Below are 26,694 nucleotides of genomic sequence, written 5' to 3' on the forward strand. Positions count from 1 at the left end.
CTGTGCTATCGGCAGGCCATGCGCCAGTTTCTAGATTTCGAAAAGCCCGTCGCCGAGCTTGAAAACAAGATTGACGAACTTCGCAAGATGTCCGGTCCTGACGGCATTAATATTGCCGATGAGATCGCGCGCCTGACGGAAAAGGCCGACCGCGAATTGCGTGCGGCCTATGCCAAGCTGACCCCATGGCAGAAGGTGCAGGTCGCCCGCCATGCGCAGCGTCCCCATACGGTCGATTACATCGCCGGGTTGATCGGCGAATTCACGCCGCTAGCGGGTGACCGCCAGTTTGGCGAGGACAAGGCGATTATCGGTGGGCTTGGCCGTTTCAATGGACAGCCTGTCGTCGTGATCGGCACGGAACGCGGGGCCGAGATCGAGACCCGCCTTCAGCATAATTTCGGCATGGCGCGGCCCGAGGGCTATCGCAAGGCGCAGCGCCTGATAAAGCTTGCGGGGCAGTTTGGCCTGCCGGTCCTGACCTTTATCGACACATCCGGCGCATGGCCCGGCATTGATGCGGAGGCACGCGGACAGGCGGAGGCCATCGCACGGTCGATCGACACCTGCCTGTCCGCGCCGGTTCCGGTCATTGCGACCGTGATCGGCGAAGGGGGCTCCGGCGGGGCGATCGCACTTGGCGCCGGGGATCGGGTCATGATGCTGGAACATGCGATCTATTCCGTCATTTCGCCAGAGGCCTGTGCCTCCATCCTGTGGCGTGACCCCAAGCAGGCCAGCACGGCCGCCGGGGCGCTGAAGCTGACGGCGCAGGATCTCCTGCATCTTGAGCTGATCGACCGGATCATTCCCGAACCACTTGGCGGGGCGCAGCGTGACCCCAAGGCGACGATCCGTGCGGTGGGTGATGCCATTGCGGCGGAACTGCCGGGGCTGATGAAAAAGGATGCCACGTTGCTCAAGGCACAGCGGCGGGAAAAATTCCTTGCGATGGGGCGCGACAAGGTCGCCTGAGATCATGCCTGCGCGCGTGTCCCTTCGCCGCCACCTGAAATCATAAAGGTTTTTGGTGGCGCTTTTCAGAGATTGTTTGAAAACACATCATTGAGAAAATAAGAAAAGTTTCTGGGGGCCGCCTTTTTCAAAAAGGCGGCGTCTTCTGAAGCTTTTCCTGAAAAGCTTCATCAAAAACCTTTATGATTTCAGGATGTTATTGAGCCTGAATTTTCAAACAGTCTCTTAAAACGCCCCAAAATCCGTTTCTACACAAGGCGTGAAGGCGTGAAGGCATTGGAGCCGGGGGCTTCATGCCTTGTGCGCGGGTTCACCTTCCAGCGGTGTGAAACCCATTTCCCGGATCATGGCTTCGATATCGCGGGCGACCTGCGTGACTTCGTCCATGTCCAGTCCCTTGCACACCAAGGCCACGCCGCCATGCCCGTCATGGTCGTGGAACGGGTAAGAACCGATATCAATATCGGGATGGGCATTCTGGATGTTTTCCAGATTCGCCGCCAATGCCCCTTCATACAGGCCGAATGCATGCCAACTGCGTGATGTGACCGGCGTGCCGTGACGCAGGGTCGGGGCGATTTCCTCGAACATGGCGCGCATGATGCGGGGCACCCCCGCCATGACATGCACGTTCCCCATGGTGAAGCCCGGTGCGATGGAGATGGGATTGCGAATGGGGGTCGCCCCTTCCGGCAGGGTGGCCATACGCTGGCGTGCGGCGTTGAAATCACCCGGTGCGAAATGTTTTTCCAACAGGGCGAACGTTTCGGGGTGGGGGGCCCATGGCACGCCGAATGCGTCGGCCACGCAAGATGAGGTGATGTCATCATGCGTCGGGCCGATCCCGCCCGTGGTAAAGACATGGTCATAGGCCGCGCGCGCTTCGGTCACGACATTGACAATCACGGGGCGGATATCGGGAATGATCCGTACCTCCCGCAGGCTGATGCCCAGTTGCGTCAGGCGGTGGGCAATATATTGCACATTCACATCCTGCGTCCGTCCGGACAGGATCTCGTTACCGATAACCAGAATGCAGGCGGTCGGGTTCATGGCGTCGTTATCCATCGGGTTGGGGGCGAAGGGATCAATCAACACGCAGGCTACAGGATATCGCGCCAAAAGTCTTGGCCATGACCGCGTGGAAGGGGGCATGGGCCAGATGGGGGGATGCACGCATCATGGCATTTTGCGATAGAGTCCCACCCATCCGATATATCCGCAAAGGAAGCAGCATGGACACGATGACACCGCAATGCGCATGGGATCTCAAGGCGCAGCTTGGTGAAGGCCCGGTCTGGGCAGAGGCTGAGCAGGCGCTCTATTTCGTGGATATCGTCGGGTCGGCCATCCATCGCCATGTCCCCGCCACCGGGGCGCAGGCCTCGTGGAAGGCGCCGCATCGTCCGGGTTTCCTTGTGCCCGTCGCGGATGGCACCTTCATGTGCGGGTTACAGGACGGCCTGCATGTGTTCGATCCCCGGACCGGACATTTCAGCGCACAGGCGGTGGTGGAACCTGAACAGCCGGGAAACCGGATCAATGACGGATATGTGGACCCGCGCGGCCGCCTGTGGTTTGGCACCATGGATGACGGGGAAACTTCCCCATCTGGCGCCCTGTATTCCGTCACGCGCCAGGCTGATGGCAGCCTGCGGATCGTGCGGCAGGACGAGGGGTATGTGGTGACGAATGGTCCCGCGCTCTCCCCCGATGGGCGGACGCTGTATCATAACGATTCGCAGCAGCAATCCATTTATGCCTTTGACCTGTCCGATGATGGCATGTTGTCGAATCGCCGTGTTTTTGCCCGCCTGACGGATGGGTATCCCGATGGCGTGGTCGTGGACAGCGCCGGATGCCTGTGGGTCGGGGTTTGGGGGGGCGGCCGGATTGCGCGTTTCCTGCCCGATGGACAGGGCCTGCCGCCAGTTATTGTCCCCGCGCGTAATGTCACCAAGATTGCTTTTGGTGGGGCGGATTACCGCACGGTGTTCGTTACGACGGCGCGCAAGGGGCTGTCGGACGACGTGCTGGCCACACAGCCGCAGACGGGGGGGCTGTTTACCTTCCGCGTCGATGTGCCGGGGCAGCCGCAGGCTACCTTTCCGGCCAGCGGCCTGCGCGAACTTGGCAGGGAACTGCATACCCCCGCCTGACGGATTCCTTTACGAGTTCCTGATGCGACCCCTTGGAGAGTTCTTTGTTCTTAGAGACTGTTTGAAAAGTCATCCTCGATAACATACTGAAATCATAAAGGTTTTTGGTGAAGCTTTTTCTAAAAAGCTTCGAAAGACGCTGCCTTTTTGAAAAAAGGCAGCACCCAAAAAACTTTTCTTTTTTATCAGGGCGCGTTGGGAATTATCGTGAATTGATGATAGCGGCTGTGAGATAGATCATGGCTGCAAAGGATTTATCTGTCTTTTCACTTCGCATGGCGATGCGCTTGAACAGGGCGGCATCGAACGGGCGCCTGTCGAGGCGGTTCTTCCGCTGGGGAATGACTACACAGGCGCCTTGCGCGTGTAGGGCGTCCACGATCCAGTGGGCATCAAACGCCCTGTCGGCAAGAAGCGCCTTGAAATCCGCCGGTTCCAGAAGGGGCGCAACCCCGACCGTGTCGTAATGCTGGCCGGGGATCAGCGTGAAGCGGACCAGATTGCCCAGGGCGTCGGTCATGGCGATGATCCTGGTCGACCATCCCGTCACACTGCGTCCTATCGCCTGGCTTCGGGTCCCCCTTTTGCGCCCTGGCCGTGGCGATGAACCCGAACCACCGTACCGTCAATCATCGCATATTCCATGTCGGCATCGTCAGAGACGGCCTCAAAAATTTTCTGGAAAACTCCGGCTTTCGTCCAGTCGCTGTAGCGCGAGTAAACCGAGTTCCAATGCCCGAAATATATCGGAAGGTCCCGCCATGGGCTGCCGGTCCGCGCAATCCATAAGACCGCCTCGATAAAGAGGCGGTTATCCTTCCCGCTACGTCCGCGATCCGTTTTCTTGCCAAGGCACATCTTCGCCCATTGGGCATCCGTCAGTATCAAGCGATCCATAGGATCTTTGAAACACATCTGGATCCTTTAGAAAACTTAATTCCAAACAGGCCCGGGAAAAAGCTTCACCAAAAACCTTTATGATTTCAGGATATTATTGAGCCTGACTTTTCAAACAGCCTCTTACTTTTCCCACTAAAATAATAAAAGTTTTGATGACGTTTTTGCAGGGAAGCCTTGGAAAAGACCGACTTTAAGAAACAAGGCAACGATTCCAAGTTTTTCCATTATTTATCAATGTATTATTATGCACCAACGCCTTGTCCAGCCTCCCAAAAGGCGGCCTCCAGGCGAACTGCCGTGTTGAACTCCGCCCGGAGCATGTGATAGCGGGCATCGGCGCCATATTGCGCGCCCACCCTATTCAGACGATGGATTCCCCCCTCTACCAGATCAGTGAATTCCTGACCGCCATATAACGCGATCCAGGACCAGTAGGGATTGCCGTCGCGCCGGGTCGCAGGATCGGCATGCAGGCGCGCACCTATTTCCCCATATCCGATCATGCATGGCGCCAGTGTCACCAGCAGGTCCAGCAGATCCCCCGTCTGCGCACGATCAAGGATAAAGCGGCTATAGGCCAGAAGTTCGAGGGATTCCGGCGCGCAACGCAACATGTCCTCGTCAATGCCCCATCCCTTGCAATAGTTCACATGCAGCGGCAGTTCCGTATCCAGGATGCCCGATACCAGAGCAGCAGCAGCGCGCATGTCCTCCACCGTTGTCGATTTATGAACCGACAGCGCACAGGCACGGGTATACTGGACCAGATAGAGGTAATCCTGAATCAGGAAGTTCCGGAACGCATTTTCCGGCAATGTCCCATCGGCCAGCCCCCTGACAAAAGGATGGTGGATGAAGCGTTCCCATTCCTCCATGCAATCCCGGCGCAACCGCCCCGCCAGTCCAGATTCCAGCAGGGGCCAGTCACGTTGCGCATCCCATGTCATGTCCATTTTCCTCGTCTTCATACGCGGCTACATTACGCGCCCGGTTTCGGCACACGACATCATGTGGCGGGCCGGGTCATGTATACCCTTCCTGTGGCGTTACGCGTGCGCTAGGTGAAGGGAACCAAGACCGCAATTTCTTTCACCACAGGATCGTCTGTTTTCCGCCATGCCAACAACAAATGACATTCGCGCCACCTTTTTGGACTATTTCGCCGCGAACGGACACCAGATCGTTCCATCCTCGTCACTGGTTCCCAACAACGATCCGACGTTGCTGTTCACCAATGCAGGCATGGTCCAGTTCAAGAATGTCTTTACCGGCCAGGAAACCCGCCCCTACTGCCGCGCCACCACGGCGCAGAAGGTCGTGCGCGCGGGCGGAAAGCATAACGACCTCGACAATGTCGGCTATACCGCACGCCACCATACTTTCTTCGAGATGATGGGTAATTTCTCCTTCGGCGATTATTTCAAGGCCGAAGCCATCGAACTGGCATGGAAACTGGTGACAGGCACGTTCGGCCTGTCAAAGGACCGGCTGCTGACCACCGTCTATTCCGAAGACGAGGAAGCCGCCGCCCTGTGGCGCAAGATCGCGGGCCTGCCCGACAGCCGCATCATCCGCATCCCGACCACCGACAATTTCTGGCGCATGGGCGATACGGGGCCATGCGGACCATGTTCGGAAATCTTTTATGACCATGGGCCGGAAGTGGCCGGTGGACCACCGGGATCACCCGATGAGGACGGGGACCGGTTTACCGAAATATGGAACCTCGTGTTCATGCAGTATTTCGAAAACCCGCCCGGCGTGCGCTCCCCCCCTGCCCCGCCCGTCGATCGACACCGGGCTGGGCCTGGAACGCTTTGCCGCGATCCTGCAGGGCAAGCGCGACAATTATGACATCGACACCTTCCGCGCGCTGATCCTTGCCTCTGCCGAGGTTACGGGACAGGACCCGGATGGGCCCTTCAATGCCAGCCACCGCGTGGTGGCCGACCATCTGCGTTCCACTTCCTTCCTGATTGCTGATGGTGTCCTGCCGTCCAAGGACGGGCGCGGCTATGTCCTGCGCCGCATCATGCGCCGCGCCATGCGTCATCTGCATATGATGGGCACGACCGAACCCACCTTCTATAAACTTGTGCCCGCCCTGATACGCCAGATGGGCGGCGCCTATCCCGAACTGGTGCAGGCACGTGCCCTGATCGAAGAGACGATGCGCGGGGAAGAAGAGCGTTTCAAGGCGATGCTCGAACGCGGCCTTGCGCTGCTGGAGGACGAAACCGCCAATCTTGCCGCGGGTGCGCCACTGCCGGGCGCGGTGGCGTTCAAGCTGTATGATACGTTCGGCTTCCCGCTCGACCTGACACAGGATGCGCTGCGCAACAGCCATCATGGGGTGGATGTCGCAGGTTTTGACGAGGCCATGGAAGTCCAGCGCCAGCGCGCCCGCGCGGCATGGAGCGGATCAGGCGACAGCGCCACAGAAACCATCTGGTTCGAGGCCCGCGATAAATTCGGCGCCTCTGAATTCCTTGGTTATACGACCGAAATCTCTGATGCCGAAATACAGGCCGTCATTGTCGATGGCGCCAGCGTCGATGCCGCAGGCCCGGGCACAAAGGTGGAAATCCTGCTGAACCAGACGCCATTTTATGGCGAAAGCGGCGGCCAGGTGGGCGATACCGGCACGATCACGGCCAAGGGCCTGAAAATCGCCATAACCGATACGCAGAAAAAACTGGGCGATCTGCTGGTGCATACCGGCACCGTGATCGACGGGACAGTCCATCCCGGTGATGCCGTCACCGCCCGTGTGGACCACGAACGGCGCAGCGCGATCCGCGCGCACCATTCCGCCACACACCTGCTGCACGAGGCGCTGCGCCGTCGCCTTGGCGCACATGTGACGCAAAAAGGCAGCCTGAACGCCCCGGACCGTCTGCGCTTTGACGTCAGCCAGCCGCGCCCGATCACGCCAGAGGAACTGGCGGATATCGAGGCCGAGGTGAACGCCCGCATCCGCGAGAACACCGAGGTCACGACCCGTCACATGACACCCGATGAGGCGATCGAACAGGGGGCGATGGCCCTGTTTGGTGAAAAATATGGTGACGAAGTCCGTGTGGTGTCGATGGGCGGACCAGAAGACGGGCGCGCGGCCTGGTCGATCGAACTGTGCGGTGGCACGCATGTGCGGCGCACGGGCGATATCGGCCTGTTCCGTATCACGGCGGAAAATGGCGTCTCCTCCGGTGTGCGCCGTATCGAAGCCGTGACCGGCAAGGCGGCGGAAACAGCGGCCGTCACCACGGAACAGCGCCTGTTCCAGATGGCGGCGATGATGCGCGTCACCCCGGCGGAAGCCCCCGAACGCCTTGCCGCGCTGCTGGAGGAACGCAGGGTCATGGAACGCCAGTTGTCCGACCTGCAACGCAAGCTTGCCGCCGGTGGTGACGGCACGCCCAAGGTCGAGGACGTGGCCGGAACCAGCTTTGTCGCACGCAACGTAGGCGACCTGCCGCCCAAGGAGCTCAAGCCGCTGGCGGATTCCCTGCGCAAGGAAATCGGTTCTGGCGTGGTAGCGCTTGTCTCCACCGCCGATGGCAAAGGCAGCATTGTTGTCGCCGTCACCACCGATCGTGCGGAACAGGTGGATGCCGTGGCGCTGGTACGGATCGCAAGCGCGGCAATGGGCGGCAAGGGCGGCGGTGGCCGGCGGGACATGGCGCAGGCCGGCGGCCCGGACATCAGCAAGGCGCAGGCAGCACTTGATGCGATCCGCGCGGCGCTGCCCCAGATGCTTCAGGGCTGAAATCCTGCCCCCAGGGCGTTATTACGTCGTTATTACCATGAAGGGCGGGGCCAATGGCTCCGCCTTTTTTGTAACGTCCCGATCCGCAGGCACCTGTTTCAGTATAATATAACCATTGGTACCCATATTTATTAACGATACCCTCTATAAAGATGAACATTTTTTAATTACATTTACATAGTATTTCTAAATCACTTCCACTGGGAACATCTGTTTACTTCATGCATTAAAATGTATAGGAAATAAGAATAACACTTCATATCAGGACCCTGTTCATGATTGAGTGTTACCGTTCCGGACATAACGTGACAGGAGTGCCGACATGACCGATACGAATGCCCGTGAAACCCTGATTGACCTTCTGCATGGCGTGGAACGTTTCAATACCGAGGTCTTTCCGAAGAACCGCGACCTGTTCGCCAGCCTTGCAGACCAGCAGGCACCCGGCACCCTGTTCATCGCCTGCGCCGACAGCCGCGTGAACCCAAGCCTGATTACACAGACCAAGCCCGGCGAACTGTTCGTCCTGCGCAATATCGGCAACATCGTCCCCGCCTATGGGGAGATGCTGGGTGGTGTGTCATCGGCCATCGAATATGCGGTTCTCGCGCTCAAGGTCTCGCACATCATCGTTTGCGGGCATTCGGATTGCGGCGCGATGAAGGCGCTGCTGGACCCCGACCCGTCAAAGCTGGCGAAGATGCCGACCGTTGCCTCGTGGCTGCGTAACGCCGAAGCCGCCCGCGCCGTGCTGGAGGTCTCCGACGCTGGCCCGGCCTCCGTGCGCAGCCTTGCGGAACAGAATGTGCTTTTACAGATCTCGCACCTGCGTACGCATCCGGCGGTGGCGGCGGGCCTTGCGCGCAATACACTGACGTTGCAGGGCTGGTTCTATGACATTCCCAGCGGCGAAGTCGTGATCCTTGACGAAACCTCGCGCCATTTCGTCAGCGTGCATGACGCGATCGAGACGCTGCGTGCCTCTACGGCTGCGGCACAGGCGCAATCGGCCTGATCCTTTTCTCCCATTAACCCCTGCGTTGCGGTCACGGGCGCGGTAAGGTCGGGCATGTCCCGCCTGCCGCGCCCGTTCGTGTTTTTACTGATGGTCCTGATCACGGGGGGCCATATGCCAATGATGGCCCATGCCATGCCCTTGCGGCTGTCCACATGGAACCTCGACTGGCTGACCACCCGTCCGGCGGGGGACCGCGCCTTGCCCGATGACGTGCGTCCACGTGACATGGCGGACATCGTGCGGCTGGCCCGCTATGCCGCGCGCCTGCATCCTGACATCGCAGCACTGGAAGAAGTGGATACGCCCGAACTCGCCGCACGTCTGTTTCCCGCGCCTGATTACCGCATCCTCATCTCTGGCGATGGGGTGGTACAGAAAACCGCGCTGGCCGTGCGGGGCGGCCTGATCGTGACGCGCCATCCTGATGTGCGCGCCATTGACGTCTATCCCCCCGACGCGCCCCGCCATCTGCGCAGCGGGCTGGACGTCACGGTGGGCGATGGACGCGCCAGCCTGCGTGTGCTGGTAATCCATCTGAAGGCCGGATGCCGCGATGGTGCGCCAGATGACCGGCGTCCCGCCTGCCGCACCCTGTATCGGCAGGTCGCCGCCCTGACGGACTGGATCATGGAACGCCAGGATGAAGGTGAACCTTTCGCCATTATGGGCGATTTCAACCATATGCTTGGCCCCGGCGACGCCATGTTGGCCATGTTGGGTGAAAATGGTCCGCTGGTGGCGCCAACTGTGGGACTGGCAAGCCCATGTTGGGGTGGAAACTACTTCATCGACCATATCGTGCTTGGCGATCAGGCGCGGCAATGGCTGCACCCCGACAGCCTGCGCGTCATGACATATCGCGAACATGACCCGACATTGCAATCACGCCTGTCGGATCATTGCCCGGTTTCCATCGGGCTGGACATGCCATAATGGCCCGTGCCGGAAAACCACTTGGAAATAAAATATCCGCTGCCGCAGTTGCAAAGACCTGAAAAAATACCGTCCCATTCAGGTAACTGGTGGCATCCGGGCGTCTTTATCAATCATCACCCGAAGGAAGGACAAACCATGCAGATGCGTCATCTGGGCCATTCGGGCCTACAGGTTTCTGCCATCGGGCTGGGATGCAACAACCTTGGCGGACGTATTGACCTCGACACGTCGCGCGCGGTCGTCCATCAGGCGTTGGAATGCGGGATCACGCTGTTTGACGTGGCCGATGTCTATGGCCGCCGTGATGCCCATGCGGGCGCATCGGAGGAGGCACTGGGCGCAATTCTTGGCCCACGCCGCCGCGACATCGTACTGGCGACGAAATTCGGCATGCCCATGGATACCGATGGGCATCTGCAAGGAGCGTCGCGCCGGTATATCCGCCGCGCGGTGGAAGACAGCCTGCGTCGCCTGCGCACGGATTATATCGACCTTTACCAGCTTCATATGCCCGATCCCACCACCCCGATCGACGAAACACTGCGCGCGCTGGATGACCTGACACGGGCGGGGAAAATCCTGTACGCGGGCTGTTCCAACCTGCCCGCATGGCAGGTGGCCGATGCGCAGCATACAGCCCGCGCGGCGGGAATGGGCGGATTCATCAGTTGTCAGGACGAATTCTCGCTGCTCTCACGCAGGGCCGAACATGACCTTATTCCAGCCATGCGGCATTTCGGGCTGGGGCTTCTGCCCTATTTCCCATTGGCCAGTGGCGTCCTGACGGGAAAATACAAACGCAACGCACCGCCGCCCGCAGGCAGTCGTCTGGCGGCGTGGACCTATCTGCATGAACGTTACCTGACGGATTCGAACTGGACGTTGCTGGAACGGCTGAAGACCTTTGGCGCGGAGCGCGAACTGGACCTGCCCGCACTCGCCTTTGGCTGGCTGCTGTCACATGATGTCGTGGGATCGGTCATCGCCGGCGCCACAAGCGCACGGCAGGTCAGCACAAATGTTGCAAATGCACAGGCTCTTGCCCCAGCGGATATGGCGGCATTGCAGGCCCTGCTGGACGCACACGCCCCGACAGGCTGAAGCTTGCCTCACATGGCGGGAAAGGTCGCCGTCTTTGATTCAAAGGACTTCTTGAAAAGCCATACTTAATAACACACTGAAATTATAAAGGTTTTTGGTGAAGCTTTTTCCAAAAAGCTTCAGAAGACGTCGCCTTTTTAAAAAAAGGCGACACCCAAAAACTTTTCCTGTTTTTCATCAATGGTTTGTTTCCAAATACTCTCTTGGAAACAACAACAGTTCCTGACCAGCGCCTTGCTTCAAAAGGCGCTGACGTTTGAATAAAGGCGGCATTCCCCGCCCCTGCAAAAGCAACGCGCAACGTCATCCGCCGACCAGGGGGATGACGCAGGACATGGTCATGTATTTCCCATATCCATTATTTCCAGATACCCACTTATTCGGGCCAGACCCCGGACGCATGTGCAGCGGCCCAGCCAATCGCCAGCAACACCATGACAAAGATAACCGCCCCCATCAGTTGCAGCAGTTCCTTGAACGGCATGATCCCGGGCAGCACAGCGGCAGTGGCCGTAGCGCCCCCTGTCGCGACGGCGGCGGCATCGGCGGCATCGCCTGCCGCGTCACGGGTTTCTGGGGCCAGGGGCTGTGTGCCCGGCACGGGTCGGGGATCGGGAACATCCGTTGAAACCGCCTGTTCGTGCGCGATATCCGCAGCAACGGACTGTGGGCTGGCGGACAGGGGATGATCCGCATGACTGTCGGCGTCGGGCATCTGCGTCTCTCCTGCGGGCCATGACACATGAAATAGATGACGCAATATAGCGGACCCGCGCCAAAGCACCAACAGCATCCCCCGGCATCGCCTCACCCGCTGGGCCGGGGGACATGATTTTTTCGTTTCAAAGGTATCGCGGCCATCGCATACTCTGCCGGCGCCATGCGCGTCACCCCATGCGGAGCGGGGCTGCGCACCCTCCACCGGCATTTGCATTTCTTCTAACAGGACCAGGTACCCGTTCCTTATGTCTTCTTCCCCGCTGACCCGCCGCATGGCCCTTGGAACGCTTGCCGGGATCGCGACACTGCTATCCCCACTCGCCCGCGCCCGGCGGGGCCACGCCACGGCCCCAATGCGGATCGGGATGATCGGATCAGGTCATGTGGGGGAAACGCTGGGTCGTTTATGGACGCATGCAGGCCATCAGGTCATGTTTTCCGCCCGGGGAATGGACGCGCCAAAGCGCCTTGCACGAAAAATGTTTCCCCTTGCCAGGGCCGGGACACCCGCGGATTCGGCGCTGTTTGGCGATGTCATCGTGCTGGCTGTGCCCTATGGCGCGCTGCCGCAACTGGCGCAGACATTGGGACGCAATACCGAGGATAAGGTCATCCTCGACGCCACCAACCCCTATTCCTGGCGTGACGGGGGCATCGCACGGCTGGCGATGCAGCAGGGCGCGGGCATTACCACGCGCGACCTGTTTCCCAACAGTGCGGTTGTCCGCGGCCTCAATTCCGAGGACATGACCACCATCGCCGCCCAGGCATGGCGCAGGCCGCCACGTCTGGGCATCCCGCTGGCGGGCGATTCCCGCGCGGCGCTGGAAACGGTGCAGGGACTGATCTGGGATGCGGGAATGGACCCGGTGATCGTCGGCCCGCTGACCACCGCGCGGGAGTTCCAGCCCGGCGGCCCTGCGTTCGAGGCCGCGACCACAGCAGCGCACCTGCGCGAAATCCTGAACCTGCCCGCCGCGACACAGCCCGACGCCAGCCGCAACGGATAGGCCGCCGCCATCCCCCCGCCTGCCCCGTCAGTTCCTGCCCTGTAACGTAAAGCCGATCAGCCCGCCCATCACGGCCAACAGGCCCGCCCAGGCCAGCAGGTCGGGCGGGGGCATGCCAAGCATGAACATCTCCCCCACAAGGGCAAACCCCACCTCCGCAGCCTGCGTCGCATCCACCGCCGCGATGCGCAGGGCATCGTTCGACAGGTTGCGGGCATAAAGGAACAATGTCGTCGCAAGGCATCCTGCGACCAGCGCGATCACGGCAGTCGCCCCCACCTGCCCCATTCCCGGTGGCGGCGGCCGGAAGGCGACGATCAGCACCATGAAAACCGGCAACGCCCCCAACGTCAGCAGCAGGACAGACGCCACCGGGTCACATAACAGCACGGCCGCGCTGTCCCGCGCATGCCTTGCCCGGTTAAGCAACTGGTTCCCCACGGGATAGGCAATTGCCGCCACCATGACGGGCACAACACCAGCGAGGACCTGCGCCAGCCCCACCCCGGTGGAGACACGTTGCAGGTTCAGGATCACGACCCCGAGGAAGATCAGGCCCAGGAACAGCAGGCCATGCAACGGGACACGTGCGCCAAATGCACGCAGCACGAACGGGGTGGCAAGGATCGTCAACTGCCACGTTGCGGCGACGATCCATCCCGGCGCATGGTCGGCGGCAAAGCAGCAGCAGGCATAGAAAACGCCAAACCCGATCCCGCCCGCCAGAAGCCAGAACCCCAAGCGTGCGCGAAAAAGGCGTAGGACCGCCCCCAGATAGGCAGGACCACGCCGCAGCAGGAGCCACAAGGCCAGCAGCACCGCCATATCGACATAACGCAGCGACGCACTCCATACCCAGTGGCCACCGCCCAGGCTCATGGCACGGTTCATGACGAACGTAATGGAAAACAGCGCGGCCGCCAGCAGGCCAATCCCTACAAGGCGGGGCATTGTGGGGCCGGATGTCGCAGACATGCACATGCTCCGATCATGACAGGAGAATGCCCAGGCGAGCGGCGCGGAACCATATCCACACTTCCCGGTGGTCAACCCACCTCATGTCGCCAGTCATGCGGACCACCCCAACGTAGGGTCCGGCCGGTATCGTGTCCATATTCCATTGCGATAAAGTTATGACCCACCGCATATGCCCCATGAAAAAAGCCCCGCCGGATCACCCGGCGGGGCTGTACATCACAGGGCGACAGGAAAACGGCAGGCGGGCGCCACGATAACGTGCTGGCCCCATGTCGGGATCTGCCGGTGATGCTTTTTCCTTCGGAATATAAAACAGTGCGCGGAAATGGCGTGTCGCGATACGGTTACAGATCCCGCACGTTACATACCCTGTGCGTTATACATACCTTGCCCGTTACATACCCTGTCCGGGCGGCAGATAAGCCGCCTGCCGCAGCGCCAGCCCGAACTGCACCCAGCCGATGCCCGCGGCAATCAGTTCGACGGCAATGAACGTACCAATCAGCCACAGCCCCGACCACGGTAGCATGAGATAGAGCACCACCCCCACCAGAAGGCTGATGACGCCCCCCATCAGGATCATCCACCATCCGCTCAGCCCACGCTGCTGGATTGCCATGATGATGCGTCCGATGCCCGACACCACCAGACAGGCCGACAGGAAAATGGTAATGACCATGGAACCGGTGGCAGGTTCCTCCATCATCAGCGTGCCGCCAAGGATATAGAGCGCACCGCCGAGAATCGACATCAGCCGCCCGCCCCAGTCCCGCACGACAAAAGCATGCACAAGCTGTACCGTCCCCCCAAGGAACAGCAGCAGCCCCAGCAGGATCGTACTGGCCATCGTGACCGTGATGGCGTCAACCCACGCCACGAACCCAAGCAGAACCAGCACCACCCCAAGGCCGCAAAACAGGCTCCAGCGCTGTGTAAATGGCGTGTCCATCGTGAAAATCCCTCAAATTCCTGAACGCATCATGCGGATCGGTCGCCCAATGGGCGGAAAGCCTGATACATAACAGGCAACCCGGCCATGATGATACCGGCTTTTACACCATCCGCCCCGCGCGGGAATTGACATCACCACGCCGTACCCCTATACGCGCCCGACTGCCGGGAACGTGGACGGACCGGCCGGTGCCTTGGCCATTCAGGGGTTATTGCTCCCCCGGCACCGGTTAATGCGGAACGCGCCCGTCCTGTTCATGGGGAACAGGACCTACCGGTGCCACACCATGGCATGGCAGATCCGGCGCGATGCCGGTCGCCCGCCATGCAGATGAAGAAAGAGAGCGCGCAATGAGCAAGCGCCTTGAGAGCAAGTACAAGATTAACCGTCGCCTTGGCGTCAACCTGTGGGGCCGTGCAAAGTCCCCGGTCAACAAGCGCGAATACGGCCCCGGCCAGCACGGCCAGCGCCGCAAGCAGAAGCCGTCCGACTTCTCCATCCAGCTGATGGCGAAGCAGAAGCTCAAGGGCTATTACGGCAACATCGGCGAAAAGCAGTTCCGCAAGTATTATGACGAAGCCGTCCGTCGCAAGGGTGATACGTCTGAAAACCTGATCGACCTGCTGGAACGTCGTCTGGATGCGGTGGTCTACCGCATGAAGTTCGCGATCACCCCGTTCGCGGCACGTCAGTTCATCAGCCATGGCCACATCACGGTCAACGGTCGCAAGGTCAACATCCCGTCCTATCTGGTGCGTGATGGCGACGTGATCGAAGTGCGTGAAAAGTCCAAGCAACTGGCGATCGTGCTTGACGCAGCGCAGAGCGGCGAACGCGAAGTGCCGGAATACATGGAAGTCGATCATCGCCAGATGAAGGGCACCTTCACCCGCACGGCGAAGCTGTCGGATGTCCCGTATCCGGTCCAGATGGAACCGAACCTGGTCATCGAATTCTACTCTCGCTGATCCACACCCGGAACCGGGCTGTCATGGCGCCGGGCGTGGGGCATTGCCTCCACGTCCGGCGTCCGTGTTTGTAGGCCTTGTCATACTGGGCCCTGTATACTGGGTTCTGTCATACTGGGCCCTGTCATACTGGTCCGTCATCGCCTGCCCCGGTTTTCCGTGGCCTGCCGTTCGCGCCCCCGCGGTGCGCGCCCCTGTCGTGCCGTCGCATGGTGCGACGCACGAAGGTATATGCACATGAATGCCGCCGCCGATCCCGTCCCGCCTGCCGCACCCGGCTCCATCGCGCACGAAATCGCACGCCGCCGGACATTCGCCATCATTTCGCATCCCGACGCGGGCAAGACCACGCTGACCGAACGCATCCTGCGCGCGGGTGGCGCGATCCAGATGGCGGGAAACGTGCGGGCCAAGGGCGAACGCCGGCGCACACGTTCGGACTGGATGGGAATCGAACGCGATCGCGGCATTTCGGTCGTGACCTCGGTCATGACATTCGAATATGGCGACTGCATCTTCAACCTGCTCGACACGCCGGGCCATGAAGACTTCTCCGAAGATACCTACCGCACGCTGACGGCAGTTGACGCGGCGGTAATGGTGATCGACGCGGCCAAGGGGATCGAGGCGCGCACGCGCAAGCTGTTCGAGATCTGCCGCCTGCGTGACATTCCCATTGTCACCTTCATCAACAAGATGGACCGCGAGGCACAGGACCCGTTCGCCCTGCTGGACGAGATTTCGTCCTCGCTGGCGCTTGATACCTCGCCCGCGACCTGGCCGGTGGGGCGGGCTGCGAAATTCGTCGGCACCTATGACATCTACCGCCGTGAACTGCACACCACCAGCACACTCGACCCGTCGGACCCACGCATGCTCCAGTTGGCCGAGGAACTTGAACTTGCCCAGGCGGCCTTGCCGGAATTCGACCTCGAAAGCTTCAACGCCGGCCACCTGACGCCCGTATTCTTCGGCAGTGCGATAAAGGAAATCGGCGTGACCGACCTGCTTGACGCGCTGGCCTCGTTCGGGCCGCCGCCGCGCGACCAGGCAACCGAAACCCGCAGCGTCCATGCGGATGAAGAGGCGATGACCGCGCTGGTGTTCAAGATCCAGGCGAACATGGACCCCAACCATCGCGACCGCATGGCGTTTGCGCGCATCTGTTCGGGGCGCCTGCAACGTGGCATGCGGCTCAAGCATGTCCGTATCGGCAAACAGTTCGCCCTGCACACACCACAGTTCTTTTTCGCCCGCGACCGCCAGTTGGCGGAGGAAGCCTTTGCCGGTGACGTGGTGGGCATTCCCAACCACGGCACCCTGCGCATTGGCGACACCCTGACCGAGGGCGAGGACCTGCGGTTCACCGGCGTGCCCTATTTCGCACCGGAAATCCTGCGTCGTGTCCGTCTTGACGATGCGATGAAGGCCAAGAAACTGCGCCAGGCCCTGACGGAACTGGCCGAAGAAGGCGTGGTGCAGCTTTTCCGGCCGCAGGACGGCTCCCCCCCGATTGTCGGCGTGGTCGGCACGCTACAGCTTGATGTGCTTCAGGCGCGGCTGAAGGGGGAATATGGCGTGTCGATCGGTTTCGAATCGACACCCTATAACCTGGCTCGCTGGGTCACCGGCCCACGCGAACGGCTGGAGACGTTCTGTAGCGTCAACCGCAGCGCCATGGCCGATGATATCGACGGCGATCCGGTCTTCCTTGCCTCTTCGGCGTTCATGATGCGGCGCACGGCGGAAGGGCAACCCGAACTCGCCTTTCACGACATCAAGCAGATCGGCCAGGAAATCGGCTGACGGCCCGCCCACCGCCGCTTTGTTTTCCACCCCACAAGAGTATTGCGTCAGGCCCGTTGTCTGGCGCATCTAGGCGCATCATGTCCGACACAATGCCCCGCCTGAGCCTGCATGACAGCAAAAGCCGCAAGACGGTTGCGTTCACGCCGCTCGACCCTGAAAATGTCCGTGTCTATTACTGCGGGCCGACCGTCTATGACCTTGCGCATATCGGCAACCTGCGCGCGATGGTCACGGCGGACGTGCTGGTGCGCCTGTTGCGCCACCTGTATCCGCACGTCACCTATGTCCGCAACATCACGGACGTGGATGACAAGATCAATGCGCGCGCGCGCGAAAACAACGAACCCATTACGGCCCTGACGGCGCGGACCATCCACGATTTCCATCAGGACCTTGCGGCGGTCTCCATCCTGCCACCCGACATTGAACCGCGCGCCACCCACCATATCGAACAGATGCAGCGCATGATCAGCGAACTGATCGACAATGGCCACGCGTATGAAGCCGAAGGCCATGTCCTGTTTTCTGTGGCGGATTATCCCGATTATGGCGGGCTGTCGGGCCGCAGCGCCGATGACCTGATGGCGGGCGCGCGGGTGGACGTCGCGGATTACAAGCGCGCGCCGGGTGATTTCGTGCTGTGGAAACCCTCTGACGTGGATACACCGGGATGGGACAGCCCATGGGGCCGGGGTCGTCCGGGCTGGCACATTGAATGTTCCGCCATGTCGTATCATTACCTTGGCGAAAGTTTCGATATCCATGGTGGTGGGTCGGACCTTTTGTTCCCCCATCATGAAAACGAACGCGCGCAAAGCATGTGCTGCCATCCGCACGGGCGTTTTGCCAACCACTGGGTGCATAATGCGATGCTGCTGGTGGATGGGGAAAAGATGTCGAAGTCCCTCGGCAACTTCCTGACCGTGCGCGATGTACTGCGCGACACCCCGGCAGAGGCGCTGCGCCTGCTGTTGCTGCGGGCGCAGTACCGTTCGGTGCTGAACTTCACACGCGACGGGCTGGACGATGCACGCCAGACGCTCGACCGGTTCTATCGTGCGCTGGCAATGCTGAACGATGGGGACGCAGCCGGGACAACCCCACCGCCGGATGTTTTCGTACGTGCGCTGTGCGAGGATCTTAATACACCTGCGGCCATTGCCGAAATGCATGCCATGGCGGACCGGGCGCTGGCGGGTGATGCGCAGGCCGCGCGCGACCTGCGGGCGGCCGGACGGCTGATCGGGTTGCTGGGCAGTACGCCCGACACATGGTTCCGCGGCGATGCGCAGCTTGACACGGCAAAGATCCAGGCCCTGATCGACGAACGGCTGGCGGCACGCAAGGCACGCGATTTCGCCCGCGCCGACGCCATCCGCGACGAACTGGCGCAACAGGGCATCGCATTGGAAGACGGGCCCGGCGGCACGACATGGAGGACAGCATGACCGGACGTGACGGCGGGGCGGATATCGGCCCCATTGGCAACAGCCCGGTTATCATCCTGGTCCGCCCGCAGATGGCCGAAAATATCGGTACGACCGCACGCGCCATGGCAAATGGCGGGCTGTTCCACATGCGTCTTGTCGCGCCACGTGACGGATGGCCGCAGGAACGGGCCTGGCGCGCGGCCTCTGGCGCGGACCGTATCCTTGAATCCGCGACCGTGTTTGACACGGTTGGTGACGCGGTGGCCGACCTGCACCATGTCTTTGCCACCTGTCCGCGCCCGCGCCATATCGTCAAGCCGGTGATGACCGCACGGGGTGGCGCCGCCGAACTGCGCGCGATCTCGCGCCGGGGGCTGCGCACGGGACTGCTGTTCGGGCCGGAACGCGCGGGCCTTGATAACGAGGACATGGCCCGCGCCGATGCGCTGATCCGCTATCCGCTCAATCCCGCGTTCATGTCGCTGAACCTGGCGCAGGCGGTGATGATCATGGCCTATGAATGGTGGATGACGCAGGACGATACCCCGCCACGTGAGCTGATGACCAACGAAACCCATGTCGCGACCAAGGGGGAACTGGATAATTTCATGCGTCACCTGATCGGTGATCTTGACGAATGCGGGTTCCTGCGAAATGAGCAGAAGCGCCCCGGCATGGTACGCAACCTGCGGCATTTCTTCGAACGGGGCGAAGTGACCGAACAGGAACTGCGCACGCTGCATGGGGTGGTGACGGAACTGGCGCGCGGACGCAAGGCGCGGCAGCAGTAATCCGGGATCCTGAAACAGAGGATTGGGAAGTAACAAAAGCTTCCGGCGGCCGCCTTGTCTTCAAAAAAGGCGGTGTCCTCCAAAGGTCTCAGAACACCTCATCAAATTTCATGGCCTGATCCCCCGCCATCAGGTTTGGCAAAGGGCAATGTCCCTTGCCAAACCCCGGGGTGGCGGGGCGGTGCCGTGCTTTCTGGCTATCGCGCCGCGATCCGCAGGCGTCCGGCCACGCGGTCATATCCCATCAACGGCAGCAGGTCGCGCATCTCCGGCCCCTTTTCTTCCCCCGTCAGGGCAAGACGCAACGGATGGAACAGGGCCTTGCCCATACGGCCCGTTACCTCTTTCAGGGCAGTGGTCCATGTCTTCCATGTCTGTTCATCCCATGGCTCCGCAGGCAGCAGCTCCACGGCCTTTAGCAGGTAGTCACGCTCCTGCGCCTCCATGACGGGGGGGACGATGGACCCGGCCACCACATCCCACCAGTGGCGCAGTTCGCCAATCATGTCCACATTGCCCCGCACCGCCAGCCAGAAGGCATCCGTCGCACCTTCGGGCAGGCGTGGGCGCACCTCCTCGAACGGCATGGCGTGCATGATGCGGCGGTTCAGCCCCAGAAGCTGGCGCATGTCGAACCGCGCGGCGGAACGTGAAACGCGCGACAGGTCATAACCTGCCGCCTGATCGGCGAAGGACATCGGTTCCGGGTCATCCGCACTGCCCAGCCGGGCAAGGTAGGAGACAACGGCCGAGGGCTCGATCCCGTCCTGACGCAGGGAACGCAGCGACAGGCCATCGAAACGCTTCGACAGCTTGCCCCCACCTTCGTCAAGCAGCAAAGGCAGGTGGGCAAAGCGGAAATGGTCCGCCGCAACCCCCAGGGCCACGGCAATATCAATCTGCACGCCGGTATTGGTGACGTGGTCTTCCCCCCGCACCACATGGGTGATGCCGGTTTCGATATCATCCACGACGGAAGCCAGCGTATACAGCACCGTCCCGTCCGCGCGGACCAGCACGGGATCGGAAATCGACGGCAGCTTCACCCGGCTTTCGCCCATCACCATATCATCCCAGCGCACCATGCGGTCCGACAGGCGAAAGCGCCAGTACGGCACCTTCCCATTGGCTTCGGCCTGCGCGCGCTGCTGCGGTGTCAGTTTGAGCATCGCACGGTCATAGATCGGCGGCTTTCGCGCGCGAATCCGTGCCTCACGCTTGGAGGCAAGTTCCTGCTCGCTCTCGAAACACGGATACAGCCGCCCGGTGGCCTTGAGATGTTCAATCGCCAGCGCGTAACGGTCCAGCCGGTCCGACTGCCGCACGAATTCATCCCATTCGATGCCCAGCCATTGCAGGTCCGCCTGCAATGCCGTGACATATTCCTCCTTGGAACGTGCCACGTCGGTATCATCGATACGCAGAAGGAACCGCCCACCATAATGGCGGGCATACAGGGCGTTGGCGATGGCCTGCCGGGCGTTGCCAACATGGATCAGTCCGGTCGGACTGGGCGCAAAACGGAGTTTCATGCGCCCTTTATGCGGTGATCGCGTGGGAAAAACCAGTCACCAGATGCACCATCACACCCAGGACGCGCCATATGGCGAAAGGGCTTAATCCGCGTCGTCGTCCTCTTCCGCCCGGCGGGGGTCAAGCGCACGCCAGTCGCGTTCCATGGCGGATGCACGATGAGCGGCAAAATCGTCGAGTTCATTGGCCGAACGCCAGCCATTTTCACCGGCTTCCAGCACCTCCGCGTCCTCGCCATAGGCAAACCATGCCTGCAGCACTTCTTTGGGCGACAGGCCCGCGCTGCGGCAGCGTTCGATGCTGTCACGGACATAGGCACGGGCAAAGGCATTGGCGTGGATCAGGTCGGGGAAACCGTCCACTTCCTCCACGATATTATCCTCCGCACCACCGGACAGGTCGATGATACGCACACGCCAGCCCCCTTCGGGAGCAAATAGGTTTTCCGACACGATCAGGCCTTTCGTTGGAATCAACGGCGAACCGGGGCATGAATGCCCCGCCCCGCCGGTCAGGAATGGCGCACCGTATCGCGCCCGCGCGCATGACGCAGCAGGAATTCCCGCCCGACCTTTACGCGCGGTTCCCCGTCATAGGCGACGATATCGGCCGTGGCATAGGTTTCGGACCAACGATCGGGGATGAACGACCCCGTGCCGATCACATCCACCGGTGCGTGTGCATCCGCCATGCTGAGGCATTTTTCCACGCTGAAGCCCGAAGATGCGACGATGCGCACATGTGGGAAGCCCGCAGCGTCCAGCACCTCGCGCATGCGCCAGATCGCGGCGGCCGATACCCCGGTGCCGACGAGATAGCGCAGCTCCTTGTCCGACCGGTAACGCCGGATCGTCCCCGGCGTATTGCGTTCCAGCGCGGCATACGATCCCTGCGGGTCCAGCCCCTCCAGAAAACGGCCACCATGGGTGTCCAGACGCACACTCAGCCGTCCCGCCGCCGCAAGGTCTGGAAACCGGCGACAGACCTCCAGCGCATCCGTCAGTTCCCGACCGAAATAATCCACCAGCACCACAAGGTCCGAATCGGGATAGACGGTATGGAACATCTCCGCCGCGCGCAGGGTGGACCCGGCATAGCCGATCAGCGCATGCGGCATCGTACCAAGGCCGAAGGCCGTGTCGAAATAGGGCGCGGTGGCGTCATTGGCCCCGCCGATGAAACCCAGCGCACCTTCGGCCTGCGCCGCCCTGCTGCCGACAGACGCGCCATAGGCCATCTGTACCTGCATCTCATACCCCGCGCAGTGCCGCGCCTCCATCGCCATGAAGCGCACGTTCGGCAGTGCCAGCGCCATCTGGTACGCATTGTGCGCGGCCACACAGACCGGCCCCAACTGTTGCAGCAGCAGGGTTTCAAGATCCGCAAGGTGGGCGAACGACCCCGTGACATAGGCCAGGGGTTCCCCCGCGCCCACCCATGTCCCTTCGGGGAATATCACGTCACACGTGACCGCACTCCCGCGCGCACGGGCAGCCTGCATCAGCCAGTCGGTCATCAGCCGCGGGGCGGAGACGACGGGCCGGCGCAGGAACAGCGCATAGGTAACGGTGCAGTCCCCGAAATGGGAGACGATTTCACGGGTGCGGTTGAAATAGGCATCGGTGCGCGCCGTTATGGCCGCACCATCCGGCACCCCGTAAAGAGGGGAAGCACATGTCCCGCCCGGCAGGCCGCCATCCCCGTGGCCCTCCCCGGGTGAAGACGCGTCATGGTCGGGACTGGACATGTTTCCTCCGTCAATGCCGCCATTGTGGCGGGGCTTTACTTTTCCCCGGCGGGCACGCGGTGCAGGCGGGTCTTGAGTTCCTCCGCAAGGCGGAACGCCATTTCCAACGACTGCTCGGCGTTTAGACGCGGGTCGCAGAATGTCTCGTACCGCTCGCCAAGGTCATCCTCGGTCAGGCATTGCGCGCCGCCGATGCACTCCGTCACGTTCTGGCCGGTCATTTCGAAATGCACGCCGCCGGGGAAACCGCCCTCGGCCTCGAACACGTCGAAAAAGCCCTTTACTTCCGCCAAGATGGCGTCGAACGAGCGGGTCTTTACCCCATTCGTCGTCGAACTGGTATTGCCGTGCATCGGATCGCACAGCCATGTGACCGTCCGTCCCGTCGCCTGCACCTTGCGCAGAAGCTGCGGCAGGTGGTCGCGCACCTTTGTCGCCCCCATGCGCGAGATGAGCGAGATGCGCCCCGCCTCGTCCGTGGGGTTGAGGATATCGAGCAACTGCTCCAGATCCTCGATGCCCGTGGTGGGGCCGACCTTGATGCCGATCGGGTTGCGTACGCCACGCAGGAATTCCACATGCGCGCCATCGGGCTGGCGTGTGCGGTCACCGATCCATACGAAATGCGCAGAGCAGTCGTACCATTCCCCCGATGTCGAATCGATACGTGTCATCGCTTGCTCATACCCCAGCAGCAGCGCCTCGTGGGAGGTATAAAACTCCGTCTCGTCAAGCTGGGGGGTCGACGCGGTCGTCAGGCCGCACGCCGCCATGAAGTCCAGTGTTTCGCCAATACGTTCGGCAAGCTGCCCGTAACGCTGCGCCATGGCTGAACGTTCGACGAAACCGAGGTTCCAGCGATGCACCTCATGCAGGTTGGCATAGCCGCCACCCGCGAACGCGCGCAGCAGGTTCATCGTGCCCGCTGACTGGAAATATCCGGTTTCCATGCGCAACGGATCGGGAATGCGCGATTCGGCAGTGAACGCCGCGCCGTTGATATTGTCCCCGCGATAGGACGGCAACGTCACGCCATCACGTGTTTCGGTGTCCGACGAACGCGGCTTTGCATACTGTCCGGCCATGCGGCCCAGCTTGATGACCGGGACCTTGGCGCCGAATGTCAGCACGACCGCCATCTGCAACAGCACGCGGAAGGTGTCGCGCACGATGTCGGCGGTGAATTCGCTGAAACTTTCGGCACAGGCCCCACCCTGCAGGACGAACGCCTCCCCCCGCGCGGCCTGTGCCAGATGGGATTTCAGGCGGCGCGCTTCACCTGCGAACACCAGCGGCGGGTAACGGCGCAGCCGCTCTTCCACCGCCTCCACCGCCGCGGGATCGGGATAGGTCGGCACCTGCCTGATGGGAAACGACCGCCAGCTTCCGGGCGTCCAGTTCTGCCGCGCGGTGCTGTTTTTCATGTGCGTCGCACTCATGGGTCGTGTCCTGTGTCCTCTGGTCAAAACGATATTCACCCCTGGGCGCGGATCTGCCATCCGCCTGCCTGCCCACAGGGGGTTGCCTTTATGTCTAAAAAACCCCCGCTGGCAAAGCATCTTGTTATGCCGGAGGCATATTCGCTTTATGCCGGAGGCATATTCGCTGTTATTATATGTCCCGCATGGCGTTGCCCGATCGCCACATCATGCGGGTCAATGCATCATTGACGGTCGCATTATCGCCCGGTTCGTTCCATATGACACATCAACATGGATGGCCTGCTGCCACGTGACTTACGCCGCGTGGCGGGAATTGGCATTGTAATGGCCGAAAGCGGAAGGAAACCGAACCATGCTCATGTCGCGTGGAAAACTCATGACAGCACTTGCCGCGGGGCTGTGCCTGGTCAGTGTCAGCGCCAACGCCGCCCCCGGATCATCGGACCAGGATTCCGGTTCGGACAACAGCAACGACCGCATGACCGTCCATGGTCAACGCGGCCACCTGCCCCCCGGTTATCAGGATGCGCCGTCGATGGAACTGAACCATGGTCCCGACCCCGACCATGCCGAACATGTCCATCGTGATTCCGTCACCGGGACCGACCTGTCGCGCTTTGGCTCGTCCTATCAGGCCAGCGGCATCAACGGCGACGGGCAGCTTGGTGATTCCACCGGCAATGGCTGGGTCGCGCCACGCTAACTGCCCTTTTGCACATCCGTCAGGTCACAAGGGCCGGACGGATGTCGGCTATGCCGGGGTATGCGGCGTCTCGCGCGTGCGGGTGCGCATGGTCACGAATTCCTCGGCCGAGGTCGGATGAATGCCGATCGTGCGGTCCCAGTCCTGTTTGGTCAGCCCGGCCGTCACCGCAATCGCGAGTCCCTGCATGATTTCCGGCGCGTCATCACCCAGCATGTGCGCCCCCACGACCTTCTGGCTGGCCTGATCCACCACCAGCTTCATCACCGTGCGCTGCGGGCTGCCGCCCAGGGTGTTGCGCATGGGGCGAAAACGGCTGAGATAGATGTCCACCGCGCCATTCCGGGCGGCCTCCTCCTCCGACAGGCCGACGCTGGAGGCGGGCGGGCTAAAGAATACGGCCTTGGGCGTCGTGGCGAATGACCATTCACGCACGCTGTCGGCAAACAGGTGATCCGCAAGGATGTGACCTTCCGCGATCGCAACCGGCGTCAGGTTCAGACGGTTGGTCACATCGCCAATGGCATAGATCCCCTCCACCGAGGTCTGGCTGTGACGATCCACCACGATCCGGCCGCCCGATACCGTCCTGACCCCGACCTCTTCCAGCCCGAGCTGCGCGACCTTGGGCCGCCGTCCGGTGGCGAAAAAGACGCAGTCCGTCTCGATCGGGTCGCCATGGTTGAGGGTGACGACAAAACCGCCATCCGCACGGCGTTCAATCGCGGTGGGGGTGGTGCCGCGATGCTGCCTGATGCCACGCAGGTCGATGGCCTCGTGCAGGGCGGCGCGCAGGTCGGCATCGAACCCGCGCAATGGCTGGTGCGGGCGGTAGACAAGGTCAACGGTGGACCCCAGCCCCGCAAAGATCCCCGCGAATTCTACCCCGATATACCCCCCACCGACAATGCAGACCCGTTCCGGGCGGCGTGGCAGGTGAAAGGCCTGATCGGAGGTGATGGCATGTTCAATGCCGGGAAGATCGGGGACGAACGGCGTTGATCCTACCGCGATCACGATCCGTCGTGCCGTAATGCGACGCGGGGCGGCATCGGGATCAAGCGTGGACGGGCCGATGGAAAGGGTATGCGCATCCTCCAGCCGGGCATGGCCGGTAAACAACCGCACACCGGCATTTTCCAGCATGGAGACATAAATGCCATTCAGGCGCGAGATCTCACGGTCCTTGGCGGCGATCAGCGCGGCCCAGTCATGATGTCCCGGCTGCGTATTCCAGCCGAATCCGTGGCTGTCGCGCACATCCGCACCATATGTGCTGGCCTGCACCATCAGCTTCTTTGGCACGCAGCCAAGATTGACGCAGGTGCCACCCCAATGGCTGCTTTCGGCCACGCCGACACGCGCCCCATGGGATGCGGCGATACGCGCGCACCGCACCCCACCGGACCCCGCGCCAATCACAAACAGATCAAAATCATACGCCATGGAAACCGCCGCATCCCGTTACCTGAAAAGACCGATCCGGGGGAAAGCCCCCGGAAACATCCTGTCATCATCAGGAAAGTCTTTGGTGAAATTTTTCCCGGAAAACCCTCGAAAGACGCCACCGGTTTTCAGGGCCGGGACCAGATCCGAAAACATGTTTTTCATCCGGGACGTTTTTTTAACACAGCCCCAGCCATGGCCGGGTTTTACGGCCGGGCTACACAACACGCGCCCGCCCGCGCCGCCGGAGAGCACCGAAGAGCACCATGGCATCACAGGATGCCCGGCCATAACCACGACCATTCCC

General features: G+C 61.4%; 24 protein-coding genes, 1 pseudogene and 1 riboswitch. Of the genes and pseudogenes, 12 read left to right on the forward strand and 13 right to left on the reverse strand.

Annotation, left to right across the window (positions count from 1 at the left end; genetic code table 11):
* Positions 1 to 18 precede the first annotated feature (18 nt).
* Positions 19 to 975 carry an acetyl-CoA carboxylase carboxyltransferase subunit alpha gene (locus FYB92_RS13300; RefSeq protein WP_040511582.1) on the forward strand — a complete coding sequence of 319 codons (957 nt, stop codon included), beginning with the start codon at positions 19 to 21 and terminating at the stop codon, positions 973 to 975.
* Positions 976 to 1,266: 291 nt separating this feature from the next.
* Here the strand turns inward: FYB92_RS13300 and FYB92_RS13305 are convergent, their stop codons facing one another.
* The gene (locus FYB92_RS13305) at positions 1,267 to 2,043 is read right to left on the reverse strand and encodes a competence/damage-inducible protein A (RefSeq protein ID WP_408887755.1); all 777 of its coding nucleotides are present in this window, start codon (positions 2,041 to 2,043) and stop codon (positions 1,267 to 1,269) included.
* 167 nt (positions 2,044 to 2,210) lie between these two features.
* On the opposite strand from FYB92_RS13305, the gene FYB92_RS13310 reads away from it, so the two are divergent.
* On the forward strand, positions 2,211 to 3,134 hold the full coding sequence (locus tag FYB92_RS13310; RefSeq protein WP_003618035.1) for an SMP-30/gluconolactonase/LRE family protein: 924 nt from the start codon (positions 2,211 to 2,213) through the stop codon (positions 3,132 to 3,134).
* A gap of 202 nt (positions 3,135 to 3,336) precedes the next feature.
* On the opposite strand, the gene FYB92_RS13315 is transcribed toward FYB92_RS13310, so the two are convergent.
* Positions 3,337 to 4,031 (reverse strand): IS5 family transposase gene (locus FYB92_RS13315; protein ID WP_332829020.1). Its coding sequence is split into 2 segments (ribosomal slippage): positions 3,337 to 3,710 and positions 3,710 to 4,031, totalling 696 coding nucleotides; the frame shifts between segments, so codons are not numbered across the junction.
* 245 nt (positions 4,032 to 4,276) lie between these two features.
* On the reverse strand, positions 4,277 to 4,981 hold the full coding sequence (gene tenA / locus FYB92_RS13320; RefSeq protein WP_075632490.1) for a thiaminase II: 705 nt from the start codon (positions 4,979 to 4,981) through the stop codon (positions 4,277 to 4,279).
* A gap of 169 nt (positions 4,982 to 5,150) precedes the next feature.
* Here tenA and alaS point away from each other — a divergent pair.
* The 4 genes and pseudogenes from alaS to FYB92_RS13340 all read left to right on the forward strand — a co-directional run bounded on the left by alaS (position 5,151) and on the right by FYB92_RS13340 (position 10,858).
* A pseudogene (gene alaS, locus FYB92_RS13325) lies at positions 5,151 to 7,803 on the forward strand (alanine--tRNA ligase).
* 322 nt (positions 7,804 to 8,125) lie between these two features.
* Positions 8,126 to 8,818: a carbonic anhydrase gene (locus FYB92_RS13330; RefSeq protein WP_003618032.1), complete on the forward strand. Its 693-nt coding sequence runs from the start codon at positions 8,126 to 8,128 to the stop codon at positions 8,816 to 8,818.
* A 54-nt stretch (positions 8,819 to 8,872) separates the two neighbouring features.
* Entirely contained in the window at positions 8,873 to 9,754 is an 882-nt protein-coding gene (locus FYB92_RS13335) for an endonuclease/exonuclease/phosphatase family protein (RefSeq protein ID WP_003618029.1), read from the forward strand.
* A 138-nt stretch (positions 9,755 to 9,892) separates the two neighbouring features.
* Positions 9,893 to 10,858, forward strand: a complete 966-nt coding sequence (locus tag FYB92_RS13340; RefSeq protein ID WP_332828794.1) for an aldo/keto reductase — start codon at positions 9,893 to 9,895, stop codon at positions 10,856 to 10,858.
* 82 nt (positions 10,859 to 10,940) lie between these two features.
* Here the strand turns inward: FYB92_RS13340 and FYB92_RS13345 are convergent, their stop codons facing one another.
* Together FYB92_RS13345 and FYB92_RS13350 are read right to left on the reverse strand one after the other, a co-directional pair.
* Positions 10,941 to 11,165 (reverse strand): hypothetical protein, encoded by a 225-nt coding sequence (locus FYB92_RS13345; RefSeq protein WP_167613931.1) that lies wholly within the window; start codon positions 11,163 to 11,165, stop codon positions 10,941 to 10,943.
* Positions 11,166 to 11,234: 69 nt separating this feature from the next.
* Positions 11,235 to 11,573 carry a hypothetical protein gene (locus FYB92_RS13350; RefSeq protein ID WP_075632481.1) on the reverse strand — a complete coding sequence of 113 codons (339 nt, stop codon included), beginning with the start codon at positions 11,571 to 11,573 and terminating at the stop codon, positions 11,235 to 11,237.
* A gap of 250 nt (positions 11,574 to 11,823) precedes the next feature.
* Between FYB92_RS13350 and FYB92_RS13355 the strand changes: the two genes are divergently transcribed.
* Complete coding sequence (locus tag FYB92_RS13355) at positions 11,824 to 12,588, forward strand: NADPH-dependent F420 reductase (protein WP_075595965.1); 765 nt, start codon at positions 11,824 to 11,826, stop codon at positions 12,586 to 12,588.
* Between the two features lie 27 nt (positions 12,589 to 12,615).
* On the opposite strand, the gene FYB92_RS13360 is transcribed toward FYB92_RS13355, so the two are convergent.
* Together FYB92_RS13360 and FYB92_RS13365 are read right to left on the reverse strand one after the other, a co-directional pair.
* Complete coding sequence (locus FYB92_RS13360) at positions 12,616 to 13,569, reverse strand: multidrug resistance efflux transporter family protein (protein WP_081378637.1); 954 nt, start codon at positions 13,567 to 13,569, stop codon at positions 12,616 to 12,618.
* A gap of 15 nt (positions 13,570 to 13,584) precedes the next feature.
* A riboswitch (ZMP/ZTP riboswitch) is annotated at positions 13,585 to 13,670 on the reverse strand.
* 290 nt (positions 13,671 to 13,960) lie between these two features.
* Complete coding sequence (locus tag FYB92_RS13365; RefSeq protein ID WP_003618023.1) at positions 13,961 to 14,515, reverse strand: HdeD family acid-resistance protein; 555 nt, start codon at positions 14,513 to 14,515, stop codon at positions 13,961 to 13,963.
* Between the two features lie 353 nt (positions 14,516 to 14,868).
* On the opposite strand from FYB92_RS13365, the gene rpsD reads away from it, so the two are divergent.
* From rpsD to FYB92_RS13385, 4 genes are all read left to right on the forward strand, one after another.
* The gene (gene rpsD / locus FYB92_RS13370; RefSeq protein WP_003618022.1) at positions 14,869 to 15,486 is read left to right on the forward strand and encodes a 30S ribosomal protein S4; all 618 of its coding nucleotides are present in this window, start codon (positions 14,869 to 14,871) and stop codon (positions 15,484 to 15,486) included.
* Between the two features lie 237 nt (positions 15,487 to 15,723).
* Positions 15,724 to 17,292: a peptide chain release factor 3 gene (locus FYB92_RS13375; RefSeq protein ID WP_408902372.1), complete on the forward strand. Its 1,569-nt coding sequence runs from the start codon at positions 15,724 to 15,726 to the stop codon at positions 17,290 to 17,292.
* Positions 17,293 to 17,372: 80 nt separating this feature from the next.
* A complete protein-coding gene (gene cysS / locus FYB92_RS13380; protein WP_062808651.1) occupies positions 17,373 to 18,743 on the forward strand; it encodes a cysteine--tRNA ligase in 1,371 nt (456 codons plus the stop codon).
* Entirely contained in the window at positions 18,740 to 19,516 is a 777-nt protein-coding gene (locus tag FYB92_RS13385; RefSeq protein WP_003618018.1) for an RNA methyltransferase, read from the forward strand. The genes cysS and FYB92_RS13385 overlap by 4 nt, the downstream gene beginning before the upstream one ends.
* A gap of 197 nt (positions 19,517 to 19,713) precedes the next feature.
* Here FYB92_RS13385 and gltX read toward each other — a convergent pair whose 3' ends face one another.
* The 4 genes from gltX to FYB92_RS13405 form a co-directional block, all read right to left on the reverse strand.
* Positions 19,714 to 21,048, reverse strand: a complete 1,335-nt coding sequence (gltX, locus tag FYB92_RS13390; RefSeq protein ID WP_332828797.1) for a glutamate--tRNA ligase — start codon at positions 21,046 to 21,048, stop codon at positions 19,714 to 19,716.
* An 84-nt stretch (positions 21,049 to 21,132) separates the two neighbouring features.
* Entirely contained in the window at positions 21,133 to 21,501 is a 369-nt protein-coding gene (locus tag FYB92_RS13395; RefSeq protein WP_040511575.1) for a hypothetical protein, read from the reverse strand.
* A gap of 59 nt (positions 21,502 to 21,560) precedes the next feature.
* On the reverse strand, positions 21,561 to 22,796 hold the full coding sequence (locus FYB92_RS13400) for a nicotinate phosphoribosyltransferase (RefSeq protein ID WP_332828798.1): 1,236 nt from the start codon (positions 22,794 to 22,796) through the stop codon (positions 21,561 to 21,563).
* 35 nt (positions 22,797 to 22,831) lie between these two features.
* The gene (locus FYB92_RS13405; RefSeq protein ID WP_062808650.1) at positions 22,832 to 24,235 is read right to left on the reverse strand and encodes a class II 3-deoxy-7-phosphoheptulonate synthase; all 1,404 of its coding nucleotides are present in this window, start codon (positions 24,233 to 24,235) and stop codon (positions 22,832 to 22,834) included.
* A 355-nt stretch (positions 24,236 to 24,590) separates the two neighbouring features.
* Here FYB92_RS13405 and FYB92_RS13410 point away from each other — a divergent pair, with 355 nt between their 5' ends.
* Positions 24,591 to 24,941 (forward strand): hypothetical protein, encoded by a 351-nt coding sequence (locus FYB92_RS13410; protein ID WP_003618011.1) that lies wholly within the window; start codon positions 24,591 to 24,593, stop codon positions 24,939 to 24,941.
* 48 nt (positions 24,942 to 24,989) lie between these two features.
* Here FYB92_RS13410 and gorA read toward each other — a convergent pair whose 3' ends face one another.
* Together gorA and FYB92_RS13420 are read right to left on the reverse strand one after the other, a co-directional pair.
* On the reverse strand, positions 24,990 to 26,387 hold the full coding sequence (gorA, locus tag FYB92_RS13415) for a glutathione-disulfide reductase (protein WP_332828799.1): 1,398 nt from the start codon (positions 26,385 to 26,387) through the stop codon (positions 24,990 to 24,992).
* A gap of 18 nt (positions 26,388 to 26,405) precedes the next feature.
* Positions 26,406 to 26,678: a hypothetical protein gene (locus tag FYB92_RS13420; RefSeq protein WP_332828800.1), complete on the reverse strand. Its 273-nt coding sequence runs from the start codon at positions 26,676 to 26,678 to the stop codon at positions 26,406 to 26,408.
* Positions 26,679 to 26,694 lie beyond the last annotated feature (16 nt).

Source organism: Novacetimonas sp. GS1, assembly GCF_036686925.1.
GTDB lineage: Bacteria > Pseudomonadota > Alphaproteobacteria > Acetobacterales > Acetobacteraceae > Novacetimonas > Novacetimonas hansenii.

What these genes read in the sequence shown, in the direction of transcription:
- FYB92_RS13300 (WP_040511582.1), top strand. Translation starts at nt 19, where the DNA reads ATGCGCCAGTTTCTAGATTTCGAAAAGCCCGTCGCCGAGCTTGAAAAC.
- FYB92_RS13305 (WP_408887755.1), bottom strand. Translation starts at nt 2,043, where the DNA reads ATGGATAACGACGCCATGAACCCGACCGCCTGCATTCTGGTTATCGGT.
- FYB92_RS13310 (WP_003618035.1), top strand. Translation starts at nt 2,211, where the DNA reads ATGGACACGATGACACCGCAATGCGCATGGGATCTCAAGGCGCAGCTT.
- tenA (WP_075632490.1), bottom strand. Translation starts at nt 4,981, where the DNA reads ATGACATGGGATGCGCAACGTGACTGGCCCCTGCTGGAATCTGGACTG.
- FYB92_RS13330 (WP_003618032.1), top strand. Translation starts at nt 8,126, where the DNA reads ATGACCGATACGAATGCCCGTGAAACCCTGATTGACCTTCTGCATGGC.
- FYB92_RS13335 (WP_003618029.1), top strand. Translation starts at nt 8,873, where the DNA reads ATGTCCCGCCTGCCGCGCCCGTTCGTGTTTTTACTGATGGTCCTGATC.
- FYB92_RS13340 (WP_332828794.1), top strand. Translation starts at nt 9,893, where the DNA reads ATGCAGATGCGTCATCTGGGCCATTCGGGCCTACAGGTTTCTGCCATC.
- FYB92_RS13345 (WP_167613931.1), bottom strand. Translation starts at nt 11,165, where the DNA reads ATGACGTTGCGCGTTGCTTTTGCAGGGGCGGGGAATGCCGCCTTTATT.
- FYB92_RS13350 (WP_075632481.1), bottom strand. Translation starts at nt 11,573, where the DNA reads ATGCCCGACGCCGACAGTCATGCGGATCATCCCCTGTCCGCCAGCCCA.
- FYB92_RS13355 (WP_075595965.1), top strand. Translation starts at nt 11,824, where the DNA reads ATGTCTTCTTCCCCGCTGACCCGCCGCATGGCCCTTGGAACGCTTGCC.
- FYB92_RS13360 (WP_081378637.1), bottom strand. Translation starts at nt 13,569, where the DNA reads ATGTGCATGTCTGCGACATCCGGCCCCACAATGCCCCGCCTTGTAGGG.
- FYB92_RS13365 (WP_003618023.1), bottom strand. Translation starts at nt 14,515, where the DNA reads ATGGACACGCCATTTACACAGCGCTGGAGCCTGTTTTGCGGCCTTGGG.
- rpsD (WP_003618022.1), top strand. Translation starts at nt 14,869, where the DNA reads ATGAGCAAGCGCCTTGAGAGCAAGTACAAGATTAACCGTCGCCTTGGC.
- FYB92_RS13375 (WP_408902372.1), top strand. Translation starts at nt 15,724, where the DNA reads ATGAATGCCGCCGCCGATCCCGTCCCGCCTGCCGCACCCGGCTCCATC.
- cysS (WP_062808651.1), top strand. Translation starts at nt 17,373, where the DNA reads ATGTCCGACACAATGCCCCGCCTGAGCCTGCATGACAGCAAAAGCCGC.
- FYB92_RS13385 (WP_003618018.1), top strand. Translation starts at nt 18,740, where the DNA reads ATGACCGGACGTGACGGCGGGGCGGATATCGGCCCCATTGGCAACAGC.
- gltX (WP_332828797.1), bottom strand. Translation starts at nt 21,048, where the DNA reads ATGAAACTCCGTTTTGCGCCCAGTCCGACCGGACTGATCCATGTTGGC.
- FYB92_RS13400 (WP_332828798.1), bottom strand. Translation starts at nt 22,796, where the DNA reads ATGTCCAGTCCCGACCATGACGCGTCTTCACCCGGGGAGGGCCACGGG.
- FYB92_RS13405 (WP_062808650.1), bottom strand. Translation starts at nt 24,235, where the DNA reads ATGAGTGCGACGCACATGAAAAACAGCACCGCGCGGCAGAACTGGACG.
- FYB92_RS13410 (WP_003618011.1), top strand. Translation starts at nt 24,591, where the DNA reads ATGCTCATGTCGCGTGGAAAACTCATGACAGCACTTGCCGCGGGGCTG.
- gorA (WP_332828799.1), bottom strand. Translation starts at nt 26,387, where the DNA reads ATGGCGTATGATTTTGATCTGTTTGTGATTGGCGCGGGGTCCGGTGGG.
- FYB92_RS13420 (WP_332828800.1), bottom strand. Translation starts at nt 26,678, where the DNA reads ATGGCCGGGCATCCTGTGATGCCATGGTGCTCTTCGGTGCTCTCCGGC.